Raw genomic sequence first — 17,195 nt, 5'->3', positions numbered from 1 at the left:
GCACTTTACCCAGCTCACGTCACATCAGCACCACTGGTTTCGAGCCGACGCGGCCCATCGATGACGACTGCGGGGCGTATCGACGCGGTTCTACCAGATACCCGCCGTGACCTGGCACCCACAGGGCACTGCGGACCCAGAGCCGGTACGAGCTGCGGAACGCCCGCCCGGTACGCTCGCGCGGTGGATGATTCGGGGGCGTTACGGCGGCGTGGCCGTCCCCGCGACCCCGACATGGAGGCGCGGGTCTACAGCGTCGTCGTCCTGGTCTTCGCCGAAAAGGGCTGGGCGGGGTTCACGCTGGACGAGGTGGCCCGCCGCTCCGGCGTCGGCAAGGCCTCGGTCTACCTGCGCTGGCGCGACAAGCGGGAGCTGCTGCTCGCCGCGATGCGCGACCGGCTGGAGCCGTTCCAGGGCTGGACCCACACCGGCGACCTGCGCGAAGACCTCAAGGCCATGGCGCGGTTCGTCTTCCAGATGTACTGGGGCTGGGCCGGCCTGGCGATCATGCGGCTGTGGCTGGACGCCCGCACCTACCCCGACCTCTTCGCCGATCTGCGTGACTTCTACCTCTTCGGCAGCGTCCGCACGGTCGAGGCGATGATCGCCGCGGCGGTCGACCGGGGCGAGCTGCCCGAGGGGACCGCGCCCGCGCTGGTCCTCGGCACGATGTTCGGCGTCGCCACGGTCCAGGTCTCGATGGAGCCGCCCGCGCCGGGCGAAGACGTCACCGCCCGCACCGAGCGGTACGTCGACAACCTCGTCGACATGGTCCTGACCGGCCTGCGCGGCAGCCCAACCCCGTGATCGAAGCTCCCTTCAAGTCGTTAGAACGACATGAGGGGAGCTTCGATCACAGGTCGTCAGAGCGCCGAGCGCTGCGGCACCCGCCGCGGGTCGGCCGGGCTGGACCTGGTCAGGTACTGCGGAACGGGCGCGCGGTCGGTGCCGGTGTCGCGGACCTTGCCGTAGCGCTGCACGCCCCACCGCGCGCGCGGCGCCCGGGTCAGGTCCGCGTTCACCGCACGCCACGTGGTCGGCGCGACCGCGAGGTCGTAGTCGGCGGTGGAGCGGCGTACCTCGTTGTGGTGCAGGGTGACCGTGCCGTCGAGGTAGTAGAACTCGACCTGCCACATCTGCTGCGCGCCGGCCGGCACCCGGGCCGGATCCCGCTCCGGTACGCCCATCCAGGTCATGCCGGGCGCGGCGCCGGGCACCCGGTCGTCGAGGCGCCGCCCGCCGCCGGAGCCGGCGTGGAAGAGCTTGCCGGTCAGGCCGGTCCAGGTGGGCATCGCGATCTCGCCGCCGCACCGGTGGAACGAGACCTGCCAGCGCACCGCGAAGTACCCCTGCCCCTCGACCGTGACCTGGTGGCCGCGCTCGCGCAGGAGCACCGTGCCGCTCCGGCCGGACCCGAAGCGGTCGAACTCGCCATCCACCGGCACCACGGCGCGCCCCTCGGGGCGGCGCGGGAGCTCGCCGGGCACGCGGTCGGCCGGCGGCACCGGATCCGGACTGTCCACATTGCTCCCGTATGACGGCTTGGGTGCGATCCGCGCGGGTACCGGCGCCCGCTCCTGCGCGACCGGCCGGGGCGCCCCGGGCTTCGGCTCCCACGGGCTCGGCGACCGCTCGACCGGGGGCGCGACGGCCGGCGGCGGCGCGGCCACCTCCGCGGGTCCGGACGGCTCGTGCGGCACGATCAGGTACACGATGCCGACGGCCAGGACCACCGCGCCGGCCAGCAGCCCGCCGCGGACGCCGGGACGCGCGGAAACCGTCTCCAGCAGGCGCTCGACGGCGCCGGCGCGGGCGACCTCCGCGGTGGTCCCGGTGACGACCCCGTGCGCGCCACCGAGCCGGGCCGACAGTTCCAGGGGTACCGGCAGCAGCGCCACCCCGGCCAGCAGCCGCTCGGCCGGCACCTGGTCGGCCCAGTGGTGGCCGCACTCGGCGCAGCCGCGGGTGTGCCGGATCAGCCGCTTGCGCCACAGTGGACTGGGCTTGGCGTCCCAGCCTTCGAGCAGGTCGATGAGGCCGGTGCAGTGCCGGTCCGACCAGAGCGCCCGGACCACCGCGCGGGCGCCCTGGAGCTGGCTCTTCATCCGCTGTACCCGGACCGCCGCGTGCGGCGCGGTGAGGCCGAGCGCGGCGGCGAGCTGGGCGCGGCTGAGCTCGCCGGCGGCCTCCTGCCACCAGAGCGCGAGCAGCCGCCGGTCGGCCGGGTCGAGCCAGCGGGTGGCCTCGGCGACCTCCCGGCGCTGCCCGGTCAGCCCCAGCTCGGCGATGGTCGCGTCGACGAAGTCGGCGGTCGGGTCGGCCAGCTCGCGGACGTCCTCGAGGCCGCTGGCGAGCATCTCCCGGCGCGCCCGGGCCCGGGCCCGTACCTGCTGCATGGCGATCGCGACCAGCCAGGCCCGGAAGCGGCTGCTGTCGCGCAGGCTCTTCAGCTTGCGGACGACCCGCAGCATCGTCTCCTGCACGACGTCGTCCACGTCCGGGTGGCCGTCGAGCGCCCGGCCGACGATGTTGTACACCAGCGGCAGATGCTCGGTGACCAGGTCGTCCAACGACCGCTTGTCACCGTCGCGGGCCGCGGTGACCGTGGCGGCGTCGACCACCACCTCCAGCCGCGCGTGCCTGCCCATCGACACCACCTCGCCGGGTCGCGGCCGTCTCCGTCCCCACACGGTGACCGTCGCCGTCCGTACGGCAAGCTAGTTTATTGAACGCCCCGTGTCCATAATTCGGATGCAACTTGCGTCCCACCAGCCCCAGCCGTCACGCCGGTCCGGCCTGCCTTCCGGCCCGGCTGAGCAGCGCGGACAGCCGTTCCTCCACCTGCCGGGCGGTGGCCGAACCCGCCATCACCGGTACCGGCGGCCGGTCGCCCGAGGTGACCAGCAGCGTCGGGAACGCGGCCACGCCCATCCGCCGTACCCGGGCGAAGTCCGCCTCCGCTGCCCGCAGCGACCACGGGTGGTCGAACCCGGCGACGACCGCCTCGCCGTCCAGCCCGTACTCGCCGGCGATCCACCGGTGCGTCTCCGGCTCGGCGAGGCTGCGCCCCTCGACGAAGAACGCCTCCTGCAGCGCCGCCGCCAGCTCCACGGTCCGGTCCGGCGCGGCCCGGCGCAGCGCCGCGAAGCCACGGGCGGCGGCGGTGGAGTTCATCACGAACGAGCCGTCCGCGGTCAGCCGCTCGTACCCGTCGCCGAACCAGGCGCCGGTCAGCTCGGCGATCCGCCGGTTGGTGCCGGGTACGTCGGCGAGCCGCCGGATCGGCACCCGCGCCGAGCCCACGTACAACCCTCCACAGAGGACTTCGACGGGGATCTCGGGATACGCGGAAGCGATGTCCACCATGGTCTGAGCGAAGCCGTACGACCACGCGCAGTAGCCATCGAACACATAGGTGAGCCCTGGTACGTTCATCGGTCCCCCAACGACCTCAGACGCTGTGCCGGAGTACGGAGCGCGGGCCCGGAAAGATGATCAGGCCGGGAAAATTTCTCGTTTCCGTTCAGCCGGCGACGCCCGCCGTCCGTATCTGGGGGCATGACGGCGATGCTGGGCTACGACGATCCGGGTGGCCAGTACCACCCGCCCGGCCAGCGCTACGAGCCCTGGCCGGGGCCGCGCACGTACCCGCGGCACCGGGCCGACCTGCCCCCGGGCACGGTCTGGGACGAGACCCCGGCGGAGCGGCCCCGCCGCCGCGGGCCGGGGCGGCTGCTGCTCGCCGGCCTGCTCGTCGCCGCGTTCTCGGCCGCGTCGGGTGGCGCCGCCGGCTGGTACGCGTCGCTGTGGGCCAACGTCCAGACGCCGCGCCTCGCCGCGGACGCCGCGGTGCCGCAGGCGCTGGTCGGCGCCGCCGAGGAGGCGCTGCCCGGGGTGGTGTCGATCGAGGTGGTGGGTGACGAGGAGGCCTCGTCGGGCTCCGGGTTCGTCATCGACGACCAGGGCCACATCGTGACCAACAACCACGTCGTCGCCTCCGGCGGCCGGATCACCGTGGTCGGCCAGGACGGCGAGGAACGCGGCGCGCGGCTGGTCGGCCGGGTCGCCCGGACCGACATCGCGGTGTTGCAGGTGGGCGACGGCGCGGAGACGCTCCGGGCGCTCACCCTCGGCCGGAGCACGGACCTCAAGGTGGGCGAGCCGGTGCTGGCGGTCGGTTCGCCGCTCGGCCTCTCCGGCAGCGTCACCGCCGGCATCGTGAGCGCCGTCGACCGCCAGGTGCGGATGGGGAACGCGGGGCGGCAGTCGGCGGTACAGACCGACGCCTCGATCAACCCGGGCAACTCCGGCGGGCCGCTGGTCAACGCCCGTGGCCAGGTCGTCGGGGTGAACACCGCGATCGCCACCATCGACGGCAACGGCAACATCGGCATCGGCTTCGCCATCCCGATCGAGCGCGCCGCCCAAACCGCCCAAGAGATCATCGCCGCCGCGTAGTCTGCTCGCGTGGGAATCGTCTCTCCTGGGTTTCACGGGCGGCCGCGGGCGTCGGGGGTCACGCTGCCGCCGGGGCAATACCTGACCGAAGACTTTCCGGTCCTCTCCGCCGGCCCCACGCCCCGGGTGCCGATGGACCGCTGGGAGTTCGTGATCACGACGGAGACGTCCCGGGAGCACCGCTGGACCTGGGCCGACCTCATGGCGCTGCCCAGCGACACGCCGACCGTCGACATCCACTGCGTGACCAAGTGGTCCAAGCTCGGCACCAGCTGGCAGGGCGTCTCGCTCGACACGCTGATGTCCGATGTGGACACCGCCGCCGACTACGCGCTCGTCCACTCGTACGGCGGCTACACCACCAACCTCCCCCTCGCCGACCTGCTCGACGGGCAGGCCTGGGTGGCGTACCGGTTCGACGGCGAAGACCTGCACCCCGAGCACGGCGGCCCGGCCCGGCTGCTCGTCCCGCACCTGTACTTCTGGAAGTCGGCCAAGTGGGTGCGCGGCATCCAGCTGCGCTTCGACGACGAGCCCGGGTTCTGGGAGACGGCCGGCTACCACGACTACGGTGACCCGTGGCGCGAGCAGCGGTACCAGGGCGACTGACCTGGCGGGTCGGCCGGCTGGCGGAGGCCCGCGCCGAGACCCCGACCGCCCGCACGCTGGTGCTCGACGTGCCCGGCTGGCCCGGCCACCTTCCCGGGCAGCACGTCGACGTGCGGCTGACCGCCGACGACGGCTACAGCACCCAGCGCAGCTACTCGATCGCCGCCCCGGCCGACGGCGAGCGGGTCGAGCTCACCATCCAGGCGGTACCGGAGGGTGAGGTCTCCCCGTACCTGACCGAGGTCTTCTCCCCCGGCGACCCGGTGGAGGTGCGCGGCCCGGTCGGCGGGTGGTTCGTGTGGCGCCCCGCGGCCATGGACCCGGTGCTGCTGGTGGCGGGCGGCTCCGGCATCGTGCCGCTGATGGCGATGATCCGGGCGCGGCGGGCGGCCGGCAGCCGCGTCCCGTTCCGCCTGATCTACTCGGTGCGCACGCCCGGCGACGTCTACTACGGCGACGAGCTGCGCCGCCGGGCCCGCGACGACGCCGGCCTCGACGTCACGTTCGCGTACACGCGGGAGGTGCCCGAGGGTTGGCCGCACCCGCCGCGCCGGATCGGCGTCGCCGACGTCAACACCAACGGCTGGCCGCCCGCCCTCACCCCGGACTGCTACGTGTGCGGCCCGACCGGCTTCGTCGAGGCGGTGGCCGACATCCTCGTCGCGCTCGGCCACGAGCCCCGCCGGCTACGCACCGAGCGCTTCGGCCCGACTGGAGGCTGATGGGTGCGCCGCGCGTGCGCTTCGCTGCGACTGGAGGCTGACATGCGCTTCGCTCTGACTGGAGGTTGACATGACCGAACAGCTCGACCTCGGCCCGCACCTGGACGGCAACGCGCTCGCCGGGCCGCTGCGGGAGATCTTCGCCGTGGACGTCACGGCCGCGACCAGCCGCTGCGCCGCCTGCGGCCTGGCCGGCGCCCTGGCCGCCCTGCACGTCTACGCGAGCGCGAACGCGCCCGGCATGGTCGCCCGCTGCCCCGCCTGCGAGGAGGTGGTGCTGCGCGTGGTCCGCACCCCGGACGCCGCCTGGCTCGACCTGCGCGGCACGGTCGCACTCCGCATCCCGATGTGACGGCGTCCGGCCTCGGGGCCCCCTTCGCCGCCGGCCGTGACGCCGACGTCTACGACCTCGGCGGCGGCCGGGTGCTGCGGCGGTACCGGGACGGCGACGTCGACACCGCGCCGGAGGCCGCCGTCATGGCGCACGTGGCCACCCACGGGTACCCGGTGCCCACGGTGTACGCCACCCGCGGTCCGGACCTGGTGATGGACCGCCTCGACGGCCCGACGATGCTGGGCGCGTTCGTCGCCGGCACCCTCCCCGCCGAGGAGGGCGCGCGGATCCTCGCCGACCTGCACACCCGCCTGCACGCGCTGCCGCCACCGGCCGCCGCCCCGCCCGGCACCGCCGTCGTCCACCGCGACCTGCACCCCGAGAACGTCGTGCTGACCCCGCACGGCCCGTACGTGATCGACTGGCGCGACGCCCTCTGCGGCCCGCCCGACCTCGACCTGGCCATGACCGCGCTGATCTGCGCCGAGGTCGCCGTCGACCCCGCGCGGCAACTGGCCGAGGCGGCCCGCGCGCTGCTCGTGTCCTTCCTCGCGTACGCCGGCGGCCACCCCCTCGGCCAGCTCGACACGGCGGCCGGGATCCGCGCCGCCAATCCGACGCTCACCCCCACCGAGGTCGCCCGGGTGGACGAGGCCGGCGCCCTGGTCGTCCACAGCGCCCGGGACCTTCGCGACTGACCTCGCGGTCCCCGCCTGTGATCGAAGCTCCTCTCAAGTCGTTAGAACGACGTGAGAGGAGCTTCGATCACCCTGACTTAGGGGCGGCGCTACTTGCACCAGTCGCTGATCTTCGGGCCGGCGAGGCCGAAGAGCAGCGCGCCGTAGAACGCGATCGCCAGCCACGACTGCCCCGAGCCGACCCGGTCGGTGGCGGCGCCGACGATGACCAGCACGACGTTGGCGGCGCAGACCAGCATCGCCAGCACCCGGCCGCGGGCCCAGCCGGCGAAGACGCCCACGCCCGACACCACCTGCGCGGCGGCCAGCAGCACGGCGAACACCCCGGCCGCGACGACCTCGTCCTCCTCGCCGTGGGCGACCGCGTCCCGCACGAGCAGCACGCCGAGCACCGCGCCCAGCACCCCGAAGAGGACCAGCAGCACCGACACGACCCAGACCGACGCGGGCCGGCTGGCCGGCCGCTCCGGCTCGGGCCGCCGGTAACGCGGCCGCAGTGGCGGCTTGCGCCCGGCACCTCCGTCGTCAGCCATCGAGCACATGCTATCGGCTCGGATCTACTGTGGACCACACCCGCGCGTGCGGCTGGGCTGAGTGTCGGCCGGTGCCTTCGCCGGGTTGGTCGTCGCTGAGACCATGTCGAGCATCGCCTGCAGGAGCAATGGGTACGCCTACACCGCCAGATGGTCGTGCCGTAATTGTCGAGTTGGCAAAGACCTTCGACCTAGAGCGCGTACGTGAGCACCAGCGCCCCGTCGCCGCTGAACACGGCCCGACCTCGTGTCGAGCGGAGTGTGCTAACGTCTGCACCCGTGTTGGCTACCGGCTCCGCCCGGCTGCGTATAGACCCTCGCCAGGGTCTCGTCTGTCTCTAAGACTGGCCAGCTTCCGTCGCGGGATAGTTCGCCTCAGTCCACCTTTGTTCGGCACGGCGGTCGGCACGAGAGCGCCTTGCCCGCTGTATCCCGTGGATGACGAACTCGGCGTCGTCCTCGACCAGCGAGGCCACCTCCTCGTTTCGCCGTCACGCTCCTCGGATCACCCCAGGGCGTCTGTGGAACAGCTGGGGCGGAGGTCGACGGCTCGGCGAAACTGTCTGATTTCTGCCACGACACGGGCGTTCCTCAGGGGAGAGAATGCACCTGCGGATCTGTGCCCATAGTCGATGATGCCGAGGCGGCCCACGTGCACGTGGAGAAGACGGAACGTTCTGTCGGAGAGTTGATCGACCAGATAGGGCGTGCCGAGATCAAGCTGCCCGAACTGCAGCGTGATTTCGTTTGGAAGCCCACCCAGATCGCCAAGTTGATGGACTCGCTGTACCGGAGTTTTCCCTCCGGCTCGCTACTCTTCTGGCAGGCCGAGGACGCTCCGGTCGTCCGAGAAATGGCTATCACGGACGTCGCGGTCACACCGGTCCGGCCTCCGCTCTATCTGCTCGATGGGCAGCAGCGCCTGACATCCCTACATCGCGTGTTCGCTGACCACCCCGACGCACAGATCGTCTTCAACATCGAACGGGAAAGGTTCCAGAACCAGAGCGCGGCCACGCGGCAAGATCCACGCTGGATCAAACTGTCGGAGGTGCTGGATCCGAAGGCCAGCATGCTGAGGCTCACCAAGAGACTGATCGACGCAGGTAGCCAGCTTGAGGACACCGAGATCGAACAGCGTCTCGGGCGGATCCGGCAGTTTCGGGAGCACCGCTTCCACATGGAGATCCTCAAGGGGTTTCCATACGAGACGGTGGCTGAGATCTTCGTACGCGTCAACAGCGGCGGACGGCGTCTCGGGACCTTGGATCTCGCGATGGCAACCCTGTCAGCACGATGGCCAGGGGTGCTGGAAAAGCTCCAGGGTCAGGCCGACTACTGGCGTCGCCAAGGCTACGCCGATATCGACGTGAACTTTCTGTCGAGGGCGCTGGCCGGTGTGGTCCTTGGGGGCGGTCTGTCCGGGTGGTCCCATGGAAGGCTGGCGACGGCGTCGGACGAGGATCTCGATCAAGGATGGGCCACAGTGTGCCGCGGACTGAGACATGTCGCGGCGCTGCTACGCGCCAATCTAAAGCTCACTGGGTCTGGGCCGCTTCCCTCGATGCTCGCCCTGATCCCCCTTGTCGTGTTTCTCGGAGAACGGCCGGATGCCCCGCTTGACAAAGAACTGAGCGACGGTGTCATCTACTGGCTGCTAGTCGCCACTATGCAGGGCCGGTACGGCGGGTCCACCGACACGACCCTCAGCCGCGACATTCGCGCCGCTAGGCGCCCGGACCCGATGCAGGCGCTACTGGGCAATCTCGACCTCCTGACGAACACCCCTCAGGTGACCGTTCAGTCTCTCACGGGCCGAACGAAGGAGAGTCCCTATGCCTTTCTCAGCCTGCTCGCGGCCCAGCTCAACGGCGCGCGCGATTGGTGGTACGGGACGGAGATCCTGCCCGGAGCGGACGGCGACCGCAAGCTGGAGACACACCACGTACATCCAATGGCGACTCTCGACGGCCAGTACGACAAGACCGAGATCAATGACCTAGCAAACCTCGTCTTTATCTCTGGTCGAGCCAACCGCAGAATCGGCACAAAAACGCCGGCCGAGTACTTCCCACAGTTGGACGTTGAGGAGCTGACCGCTCATCTCATACCGCTCACCGAGACGCTTTGGAAACCGGAGGCGTACCCGGCCTTCCTCGAAGAGCGCCGGAGGTTGCTGGCGGCATCAATGAACCAACTACTCGCCCAGTTTCGGCCCACGTGGCTGGATCGGCTGCCGACGTCGCCAGCGGCACCGATAGACGGCTATGCGCTGTCCCTTGTGCTATACGCCAGCACCTGGGATCCGGGGCGGCTGCTCTTCACCGCCAGTGGTGACGGCATACGGTGGACCGGGTCAGCGGCGATGGCGGAATTCCAGCAGGCGATCACCGATGCAAGCGTCGTTGGCATCGACGGAGATGTCCGCATCGCTGGCGAGACCGTGCCAGTCCAGGTCGTAGAAGAGGCCATCCAGGTCCAGGTCGGACCGTTCCTGGTCACTGGAACACCCGATCAGTGGCGTCAAGTGATCGAGCGCGAGTCGACGCTTCCCCGACCGCTGTCAACGTTGCCGTCAGTCCCGGAGGCCCCGTGGCTCGGAGCGCCGCCGATTACGTTCCCTGTCACCAGCACAGAGTGAGGCCTAAGAGTCGTGACGCAGGCGTGGATCGTCCGGGCGGGCCGAAACGACGAGTACGAGGACGTCGCCTTCTCAGAAGACCTCATCGCTGTGGGCTGGCGACAAGTAGGTGACCTCTCGGAGCAGACCAAGATCAGCGACATCCGACGCCTCGTCGCGGAAGCGTACCGAAGCGTACAGCCGCAGACCCGAGACACCTATGCCCCACAGCTATGGGCCTTGCGTAGTTCCATGCGACGCGGCGACTTGGTCGTCCTGCTGCGGGCACGAGCACCCGAGGTTGCCGTTGGGGAAATCGTTGGGGACTATGTATACCGTCCCGACCTGCCGGCAAGCCATACCCGCCCCGTGCGATGGCTGCGGCGGGACGTCCGACTCAGTGAGATCGGCGCAGACCTGGCGACCGCGCCCGCACTCACGGCGATCTACCGGATCAGCAGGCCGGACGCGACGGATCGCCTTCTGTCTGTGAGCGGGTCAGTGGCGCCTGCGGATTTGCCGCCCCCGGGACGGAACGCGAAGGTGTCAGAAGTATCGGGCGAGTTTCGTGCGGCGGACAACCTCCGGCGAAACCTCAGTTACGCCCGCAGCCTGGCCACGGCAGGTTCCCATTTGGAACGGCTTGGCGTTACCGGTTTCGAGGTCAAGGATGTCTACCGCGCAGCCTGGGTGCAGGCTGTGGCGGCACTGGACCACTGGGTACGGCAGGAGATCCACGAGAGGATGCTCGCAATGGTGGGCGATCCTTCTCGGACGCGTCCCGAAAGTTATCGTCGGTTCGAGTTGCCTCTGGAAGCCGTGGAGGACGTCCAAGCTGGAAAGCGCACGCTACATGACGCTGTTGACGGACACCTGCGCAGCACGCTCGCATTCGCGACTTACCAGAATCCCGACAAGATCCGTGACGGCTTGCGCTTGGTCGCGGACGTAAGCAACCTGTGGCAACGAGTGGCCACCGTCCTGAGCGAACGCTCTGGCGACTCCAGTACATTCACAGGCGCGGAAATTAGGCGCCGCCTCGGCGATGCGGTGCGCCGCCGCAACAAGATCGCACACGAGTACGACGAGGACCCGGCCCAGAGTCCTGCCAAGCGGGACATCGACGCCGCGAGCACGATGCAGACGATCGACTGGATCGACCAGGTCGTGGAAGCCATCCTTATCGTGCTCGACCAGGGTTGATCACGCCAGGTACGCGCCGGTGCCGACCATCGCCGAACTCTGCCGAAAGCCGATCGTCCCTCGTACGATGTTCTGCTTAATGTCCGCCTTCCGCGTTCCCGCCTTGGAAACAGTGGGGCCGAGAGCCTTCGCGATTTCTTTGAGAACCGAGACCGTAAAGACCTTGTCGTTCTCTTCGAGGTACGCCTCGATTTCCTCCGTGGTATGGAGATCCCGGATGGTCTCCGCAACCCTCTCGACATCCACCTTCGCCTTGGAGCGGCTTCTGGTAGGAGTTGCCCCGGCCGCAGTTAGGGCAGGACGTGCGGTCAACTGCACCCGAACCCGGCCCTCGGCGAGGTCCGTTAGTTCCTCCTCGGTGAGCCGTCCGAGGGCCTGGAAGATCTGCTTCAGCGCGGACGCGGCTAGCGCGGCGGGATGACTCATAGGGCGTTCCCTTCGATCCAGTTCCTGAATTCGTCAACAAGCTGCCGCGTCTCCTGCCGCGCCGCACGCGGCGCCGAGCCGGCCAGCACCACCGGCACCCCGGACTCGGGTATGGCCGAGTACACTGCTTTGCGATCACGCACCAGAGTCGAGAATGTTGGCACGCCTAGCCCTCGGGTTTGGGCAATGTAAGTGGCGTGAGCCTCAATGGGCTCGTCCGACCTGAACGTGACCATGGTGAATACCACGGCGAAGCTCGGCTCTTTGATGATCCCGTCACCACCCTCTGCAGCGTGCTCGTTGTAGCGGCGCACCAGGCTGCGGGCCTGACCACCCAGATGATCGATACCGCGGGTGGAGAGGAAGTCAGGTCGGGTCGGAATCAACATGAAGTCGCTCGCTACTACAGCGTTCTTCGTCACCAAGTTGAAGTTGGGCGCACAGTCAATCAGCACGATGTCATAGTCGCCCACTCCCTCCGCCAGACCGTCCGCAAGCCGCTGGTGAACCTTGACGAATCGACGCGGTGGCACTTGACCGGAGCGGGGATCGAGCGCCGAAGCGAGCAACAGGTCGACGCTGAGCAGATCTAGGTGTGATGCGATGATGTCCAGCCAGCCACCTGACCCGCTGATCAGGTGCGCCACCCGGGGCGGTGTGGACACGAGACTTGCCAGGCTCGTCGGCGTACGGCCCTGACCCGCACTGTCGTACCACTGCTTGATGGTGCGCTTGTTGGCGAGATTCTCGTACCACTCCTCGGGCCGGAAGAAGGAGAAGGTGAGACTCGCCTGCGGGTCGAGATCGATAATGAGCACGCGAAGACCTCGCGCGGCCAGGCCAGCACCGATGTTAGCCGTGAGTGTGGTCTTACCTACGCCACCCTTGAAGTTGATGATTGAGATCACCTTCACGGCTCAGCTCCCCTTCACCGGCCGAGTCTCACTCCACAGCCATCAAATCACCGTTCGTTACGACCGTATGCGCCAACGCAACTGGCCGCATCACCCTTCGACCGGGAGCCTCGTGGCAATTTCAAAGAATAGCCATCCACCTAGACAAGTAGCCAAAAGAAGGCGGTGTCCGTTATCAGACATTGACAAGCCACCATCGTTGAGGGCTGGAGAGGGGTTGGGTAGCCCGCATCGCACCGGGAAGCTCCAGGCGTGTATGGAGGTGCTGGGTTGACTGGGCAGTAACATACGGCGGAGGGTGCGCGACGAGGCGGGAGGCGACCGGGTGGAGCGTCGGCTGGAGGGGAAGGTCGCGCTGGTCACCGGCGCGAGCCGGGGCATCGGGTACGCGGTGGCGCAGCGGCTCGTCGCGGAGGGCGCGCGGGTCTGCGTGACCGCCCGCAACGCCGAGCCGCTCCTCGAGGCGGCCACCGCGCTCGGCGGCCCGGAGCGGGCGATCGCGGTCGCCGGCAAGGCGGACGACCCGGAGCACCAGGCCGAGGCCGTGGTGCGGGCGGTGGAGTCGTTCGGAAGCCTGGACATCCTGGTCAACAACACCGGCATCAACCCCACGTTCGGCCCGCTGCTGGAGACCGACCCGGGCGCGGTGCGCAAGATCTTCGAGGTGAACGTCTTCGCCGCGCTCGGCTGGGTCCGCCACGTGTACGACGCCTGGCTGGGCAAGAACGGCGGCGCGATCGTCAACATGTCGTCGATCGCCGGGCTCGGCGCGGCACCCGGCCTCGGCGCGTACGCGGCGAGCAAGGCCGCCCTCGTCCAGGTCACCGCCCAGCTCGCGGTCGAGCTCGCGCCCGCGGTACGGGTCAACGCCGTGGCGCCGGCCGTGGTGAAGACGCGGTTCGCGACCGCGCTCTTCGCCGGGCGGGAGGAGGAGGTGGCCGCCGGCTACCCGCTGGGGCGGCTGGGCGACCCGACCGACGTGGCCGGCGCGGTGGCGTTCCTCGCCTCGCCGGACGCCGCCTGGATCACCGGGCAGACGCTGGTGGTCGACGGCGGCCTCACCCTGCTGGGCAACCTGTGACCAAGCCGCCGCCGAACGGGCAACCGGTGACCAAGCCGCCACCACCGCCGAGCGGGCACCCGGCGACCGAGCCGCCGGGGCTCGACGTCGCGCGGCTGCGGGCGTACCTCGATGGGGAGCATCCCGGGCTGCGCGAGGGCGACCTGCGCGCGGAGCTGATCCCGGGCGGCCGTTCCAACCTCACGTACACGTTGCGGGACGCCACCCACACCTGGGTCCTGCGCCGCCCGCCGCTCGGGCACGTGTTGCGCACCGCGCACGACATGGCCCGCGAGCACCGGGTGATCAGCGCGCTCGCCCCCACCGCCGTACCCGTGCCCGGCACGGTGCTGCTCTGTGCGGACCCGGAGGTGATCGGCGCGCCCTTCTACGTCATGGAGTACGTCGACGGCACCGTCTACCGCACCGCCGAGCAGACCGCGACACTGGGCGAGGAGCGGGCGCGCACCCTCGCGTACACGCTGGTCGACGTCCTCGCCGACCTCCACGAGGTCGACCCGGCCGCGGTGGGGCTGGGCGACTTCGGGCATCCGGCCGGCTACCTGGCGCGGCAGGTGCGCCGCTGGAAGGGGCAGCTCGACGCCTCCCGCAGCCGCGACCTGCCCGGCATCGACGAGTTGCACGCCCGCCTCGCCGGGAAGGTGCCGCCGGAGAGCGGCGCGGGCGTGGTGCACGGCGACTACCGCCTCGACAACGTGGTCGTGGACGCGGGCGGCCACGTCGCCGCCGTACTCGACTGGGAGATGGCCACCCTCGGCGACCCGCTCGCCGACCTCGGCCTGCTCGTCGTCTACTGGGACGGGCTGGCCCGCATCGGCGGCAACGCGGTGGCCACCGCGGTCAACCCGGCCGCCGGCTTCCCGCCCGGCCGCGCGCTCGCCGCCCGCTACGCGGAGCGGCGCGGCGCCGACCTCACCCACCTGCCGTGGTACACCGCGTTCGGCTTCTTCAAGCTCGCCGTCATCGCCGAGGGCATCCACTACCGCTTCACTCGCGGCCAGACCGTCGGCGCCGGCTTCGAGCGGCTCGGCCAGATCGTCCAACCCCTGGTCGCGTACGGCCACGCCACGCTCTCGGAGGAGGCCTGATGGACTTCGGGTACGACGACAAGACCGAAGAGCTGCGCGCACGTCTACTGTCCTTCATGGACGATCACGTGTACCCGGCCGAGGCGCTCCTCGATGAGCAGGAGGCCGCTGGTCCACAGTGGACTACTCCGCCCATTGTGGAGGAACTGAAGGCGCGGGCCCGCGAACGCGGCCTCTGGAACCTCTTCCTCCCGTCGATCGGCCTCACCAACCTGCAGTACGCGCCGCTCGCCGAGATCACCGGCCACAGCCCGCTGCTCGCCCCCGAGGCGCTCAACTGCTCGGCCCCGGACACCGGCAACATGGAACTGCTCGCCGAGTTCGGCAGCCCGGCGCAGCGGGAGCGGTGGCTGGAGCCGTTGCTGGACGGGCGGATCCGCTCCGCGTTCTGCATGACCGAGCCCGAGGTGGCCTCCTCCGACGCCACCAACATCGCCACCAGCATCGCCCGCGACGGCGACGACTACGTCGTGAACGGCCGCAAGTGGTGGTCCACCGGCGCGATGAACCCCCGCTGCGAGATCCTCGTGGTCATGGGCCGCACGGACCCGGCGGCGCCGCGGCACCGCCAGCAGAGCATGATCCTGGTACCCCGCGACACCCCCGGCGTCACCGTGCGGCGCGGCATGACAGTCTTCGGGTACGACGACGGGGGTCACGGCGGCCACGCGGAGATCTCCTTCGACGACGTACGCGTACCCGCCTCGAATCTGATCGCCGGCGAGGGTGACGGCTTCGCGATCGCCCAGGCGCGGCTCGGTCCCGGCCGGATCCACCACTGCATGCGGCTGATCGGCATGGCCGAACGGGCGTTGGCCCTGATGTGCGGGCGGGCGAGCAGGCGCGTGGCGTTCGGGCGGCCGATCGCGGAGCACGGCGTGGTGGCCGACTGGATCGCCGAGTCCCGGGTACGGATCGAGCAGGCCCGCCTCCTGGTCCTGAAGACCGCGTGGCTGATGGACACCGCCGGCAACAAGGCCGCGCACGCCGAGATCCAGGCCATCAAGATCGTGACGCCGGCGATGGCGGAATGGGTGCTCGACAAGGCGATCCAGGCCCACGGCGGTGGCGGGGTCAGCCAGGACTTCCCGCTCGCCCGCCTGTGGACCGCCGCCCGCACCCTCCGCCTCGCCGACGGCCCCGACGAGGTACACCGGGCCGCTCTCGCCCGCCGCGAGCTACGCCGCCACCGCCCGTCACCGGTGTCGCCGCCCCCCGCCTGACCACCCGCCGCCTCGCCGCCCGTCCCGCGATCTGCCGCCGGTCGGCGCGTCGCCGGCCCTTCGCTGGGCGCGCCGCGCCCGTCCCCGACGCCGCCGGCGAGGGGCCCCGGTCGCGGATGGGGCGATGTCCCCGACATTGCCCCATCCACCGCCTCCGAGTGGGCGATGTCCCCGACATTGCCCACTCGCCGACGAGATCCGCGGCGTTGGTCCGCGCGGGTGGGTATGCGCTCCAGGCCGTCACGACCGCCGGCGTCACGGAGGCGGGGGCGCACGTGGGGTCGGGCCGGACGGAGGGGTTGGGGGGTGCGGGCGTGCGGCACTATGAGGGGATGTCGAGCGCAGCAGCACCGAGCGGTGGGGTGTCGGAGTGGACCGCCGCGCTCGGCACGGGGATCCCGGGCTCGCGGTCGGCCAACTCCCCCGACCGGCGGCTGCCCCGGGGGCGGCACGACCTGCCGCGCGAGTTCGTCGCCCGCACCCAGCGAGACCGGCTCATCGACGCGATGGCGCGCACCGTCGCGGAGAAGGGATACGTGGGCACCTCCCTCGGCGACGTCTGCGCGGCGGCCGGGGTCTCCACGCGGGCGTACTACCAGCACTTTCCGGACAAGGAGACGTGCTTCCTCGCGGCGTTCGAGCTCGGTGTGGAGCTGCTGCAAAAGAGCGTCGCCGTGGCGTACGGGCAGCCGGGGCGGTGGCCGGAGCGGATGCGGCGTGGGCTCGGCACGTTGCTGCACATCCTCGCGGCCGAGCCGGCGTTCGCCTCGCTCGCGGTCGTCGAGGTGCTGGCCGCCGGCCCCAAGGCGCTCGCCTGCCGGCGGCAGCTGCTCGCCAGCTACCTGGGCTTCTTCGCCGAGGCGCCGCGCCGCGCCGGCCAGCCGGAGGTACCCCGGGTGGCGGTGGAGGCGGTCATCGCCGGCGTCTACGGGGTGATCTTCGACCACGTCTCGACCGGGCGGGCGGCGGAGCTGCCGGGCCGGCTGCCGGAGCTGAGCTATGTGGTGCTCGCACCGTTCGTCGGCCCGAAGGCGGCCGCCGCGGCGGCGGGCCTGCCCGAGAGCGAGTGAGGGGGCAGCCGACCCGAGGGCACCAGCGGCGCAGACCCGCACCCCGGCGGCTTGCCGACCAGCGAGCAAGGGCCGAAGGCCGCCGCGGCGACGGGCCCTGCCGCTCGGCGTGTGAAAGGGCGGACCAACCGAAAGGCGGCGGGCCCGCCCTTCAGCCACATCAGTGCGGTGGCCACCAACGTTCACCGGGTGACCGGCGGCCTTCGGCCGCTGGTC

The 17,195-nt window shown here is 70.5% G+C and carries 17 protein-coding genes; 12 read left to right on the top strand and 5 right to left on the bottom strand.

Annotated features, from left to right (window positions below; translation table 11 throughout):
- Window positions 1-183 precede the first annotated feature (183 nt).
- Window positions 184-807 (top strand): TetR/AcrR family transcriptional regulator, encoded by a 624-nt coding sequence (locus RB614_RS29060; protein WP_308715858.1) that lies wholly within the window; start codon window positions 184-186, stop codon window positions 805-807.
- Window positions 808-863: 56 nt separating this feature from the next.
- Here the strand turns inward: RB614_RS29060 and RB614_RS29055 are convergent, their stop codons facing one another.
- On the bottom strand, window positions 864-2,648 hold the full coding sequence (locus RB614_RS29055) for an RNA polymerase sigma factor (RefSeq protein WP_308715857.1): 1,785 nt from the start codon (window positions 2,646-2,648) through the stop codon (window positions 864-866).
- 133 nt (window positions 2,649-2,781) lie between these two features.
- On the bottom strand, window positions 2,782-3,435 hold the full coding sequence (locus tag RB614_RS29050) for a DsbA family protein (protein WP_308715856.1): 654 nt from the start codon (window positions 3,433-3,435) through the stop codon (window positions 2,782-2,784).
- Window positions 3,436-3,558: 123 nt separating this feature from the next.
- Here RB614_RS29050 and RB614_RS29045 point away from each other — a divergent pair, with 123 nt between their 5' ends.
- From RB614_RS29045 to RB614_RS29025, 5 genes are all read left to right on the top strand, one after another.
- Window positions 3,559-4,458: a S1C family serine protease gene (locus RB614_RS29045; protein ID WP_308715855.1), complete on the top strand. Its 900-nt coding sequence runs from the start codon at window positions 3,559-3,561 to the stop codon at window positions 4,456-4,458.
- A gap of 9 nt (window positions 4,459-4,467) precedes the next feature.
- Entirely contained in the window at window positions 4,468-5,067 is a 600-nt protein-coding gene (locus tag RB614_RS29040; protein WP_308715854.1) for a sulfite oxidase-like oxidoreductase, read from the top strand.
- Entirely contained in the window at window positions 5,037-5,789 is a 753-nt protein-coding gene (locus RB614_RS29035) for a ferredoxin reductase (protein ID WP_308715853.1), read from the top strand. The genes RB614_RS29040 and RB614_RS29035 overlap by 31 nt, the downstream gene beginning before the upstream one ends.
- A gap of 70 nt (window positions 5,790-5,859) precedes the next feature.
- Window positions 5,860-6,141, top strand: coding sequence for a DUF6510 family protein (locus tag RB614_RS29030; RefSeq protein ID WP_308715852.1), 282 nt, complete (start codon window positions 5,860-5,862; stop codon window positions 6,139-6,141).
- Window positions 6,138-6,821 carry a phosphotransferase gene (locus tag RB614_RS29025; protein WP_308715851.1) on the top strand — a complete coding sequence of 228 codons (684 nt, stop codon included), beginning with the start codon at window positions 6,138-6,140 and terminating at the stop codon, window positions 6,819-6,821. The genes RB614_RS29030 and RB614_RS29025 overlap by 4 nt, the downstream gene beginning before the upstream one ends.
- An 89-nt stretch (window positions 6,822-6,910) precedes the next feature.
- On the opposite strand, the gene RB614_RS29020 is transcribed toward RB614_RS29025, so the two are convergent.
- Window positions 6,911-7,354 (bottom strand): hypothetical protein, encoded by a 444-nt coding sequence (locus tag RB614_RS29020; protein WP_308715850.1) that lies wholly within the window; start codon window positions 7,352-7,354, stop codon window positions 6,911-6,913.
- Between the two features lie 652 nt (window positions 7,355-8,006).
- Here RB614_RS29020 and RB614_RS29015 point away from each other — a divergent pair.
- Together RB614_RS29015 and RB614_RS29010 are read left to right on the top strand one after the other, a co-directional pair.
- Entirely contained in the window at window positions 8,007-9,995 is a 1,989-nt protein-coding gene (locus tag RB614_RS29015) for a GmrSD restriction endonuclease domain-containing protein (protein ID WP_308715849.1), read from the top strand.
- A 12-nt stretch (window positions 9,996-10,007) separates the two neighbouring features.
- On the top strand, window positions 10,008-11,177 hold the full coding sequence (locus RB614_RS29010) for a hypothetical protein (protein WP_308715848.1): 1,170 nt from the start codon (window positions 10,008-10,010) through the stop codon (window positions 11,175-11,177).
- Here the strand turns inward: RB614_RS29010 and RB614_RS29005 are convergent, their stop codons facing one another.
- Window positions 11,178-11,603 (bottom strand): hypothetical protein, encoded by a 426-nt coding sequence (locus RB614_RS29005; protein WP_308715847.1) that lies wholly within the window; start codon window positions 11,601-11,603, stop codon window positions 11,178-11,180.
- Window positions 11,600-12,517: a ParA family protein gene (locus RB614_RS29000; RefSeq protein WP_308715846.1), complete on the bottom strand. Its 918-nt coding sequence runs from the start codon at window positions 12,515-12,517 to the stop codon at window positions 11,600-11,602. Before RB614_RS29000 ends, RB614_RS29005 begins: the two co-directional genes overlap by 4 nt.
- Before the next feature lie 298 nt (window positions 12,518-12,815).
- Here RB614_RS29000 and RB614_RS28995 point away from each other — a divergent pair, with 298 nt between their 5' ends.
- From RB614_RS28995 to RB614_RS28980, 4 genes are all read left to right on the top strand, one after another.
- Complete coding sequence (locus RB614_RS28995; RefSeq protein WP_308715845.1) at window positions 12,816-13,598, top strand: SDR family oxidoreductase; 783 nt, start codon at window positions 12,816-12,818, stop codon at window positions 13,596-13,598.
- 26 nt (window positions 13,599-13,624) lie between these two features.
- Window positions 13,625-14,686 (top strand): phosphotransferase family protein, encoded by a 1,062-nt coding sequence (locus tag RB614_RS28990; protein ID WP_308715844.1) that lies wholly within the window; start codon window positions 13,625-13,627, stop codon window positions 14,684-14,686.
- Window positions 14,686-15,909, top strand: coding sequence for an acyl-CoA dehydrogenase family protein (locus RB614_RS28985; protein ID WP_308715843.1), 1,224 nt, complete (start codon window positions 14,686-14,688; stop codon window positions 15,907-15,909). Before RB614_RS28990 ends, RB614_RS28985 begins: the two co-directional genes overlap by 1 nt.
- Before the next feature lie 332 nt (window positions 15,910-16,241).
- Complete coding sequence (locus RB614_RS28980) at window positions 16,242-16,979, top strand: TetR/AcrR family transcriptional regulator (RefSeq protein ID WP_308715842.1); 738 nt, start codon at window positions 16,242-16,244, stop codon at window positions 16,977-16,979.
- Window positions 16,980-17,195: the final 216 nt, after the last annotated feature.

This window comes from Phytohabitans maris (assembly GCF_031085175.1).
Lineage (GTDB): Bacteria > Actinomycetota > Actinomycetes > Mycobacteriales > Micromonosporaceae > Phytohabitans > Phytohabitans maris.
The sequence above is the reverse complement of the archived record's forward strand: the minus strand, read 5'-3'. Positions and strand labels throughout refer to the sequence as shown.

Coding starts and splice junctions, on each gene's coding strand:
- RB614_RS29055 (WP_308715857.1), bottom strand. CDS start 2,648: ATGGGCAGGCACGCGCGGCTGGAGGTGGTGGTCGACGCCGCCACGGTC.
- RB614_RS29050 (WP_308715856.1), bottom strand. CDS start 3,435: ATGAACGTACCAGGGCTCACCTATGTGTTCGATGGCTACTGCGCGTGG.
- RB614_RS29045 (WP_308715855.1), top strand. CDS start 3,559: ATGACGGCGATGCTGGGCTACGACGATCCGGGTGGCCAGTACCACCCG.
- RB614_RS29030 (WP_308715852.1), top strand. CDS start 5,860: ATGACCGAACAGCTCGACCTCGGCCCGCACCTGGACGGCAACGCGCTC.
- RB614_RS29020 (WP_308715850.1), bottom strand. CDS start 7,354: ATGGCTGACGACGGAGGTGCCGGGCGCAAGCCGCCACTGCGGCCGCGT.
- RB614_RS29005 (WP_308715847.1), bottom strand. CDS start 11,603: ATGAGTCATCCCGCCGCGCTAGCCGCGTCCGCGCTGAAGCAGATCTTC.
- RB614_RS28985 (WP_308715843.1), top strand. CDS start 14,686: ATGGACTTCGGGTACGACGACAAGACCGAAGAGCTGCGCGCACGTCTA.
- RB614_RS28980 (WP_308715842.1), top strand. CDS start 16,242: ATGTCGAGCGCAGCAGCACCGAGCGGTGGGGTGTCGGAGTGGACCGCC.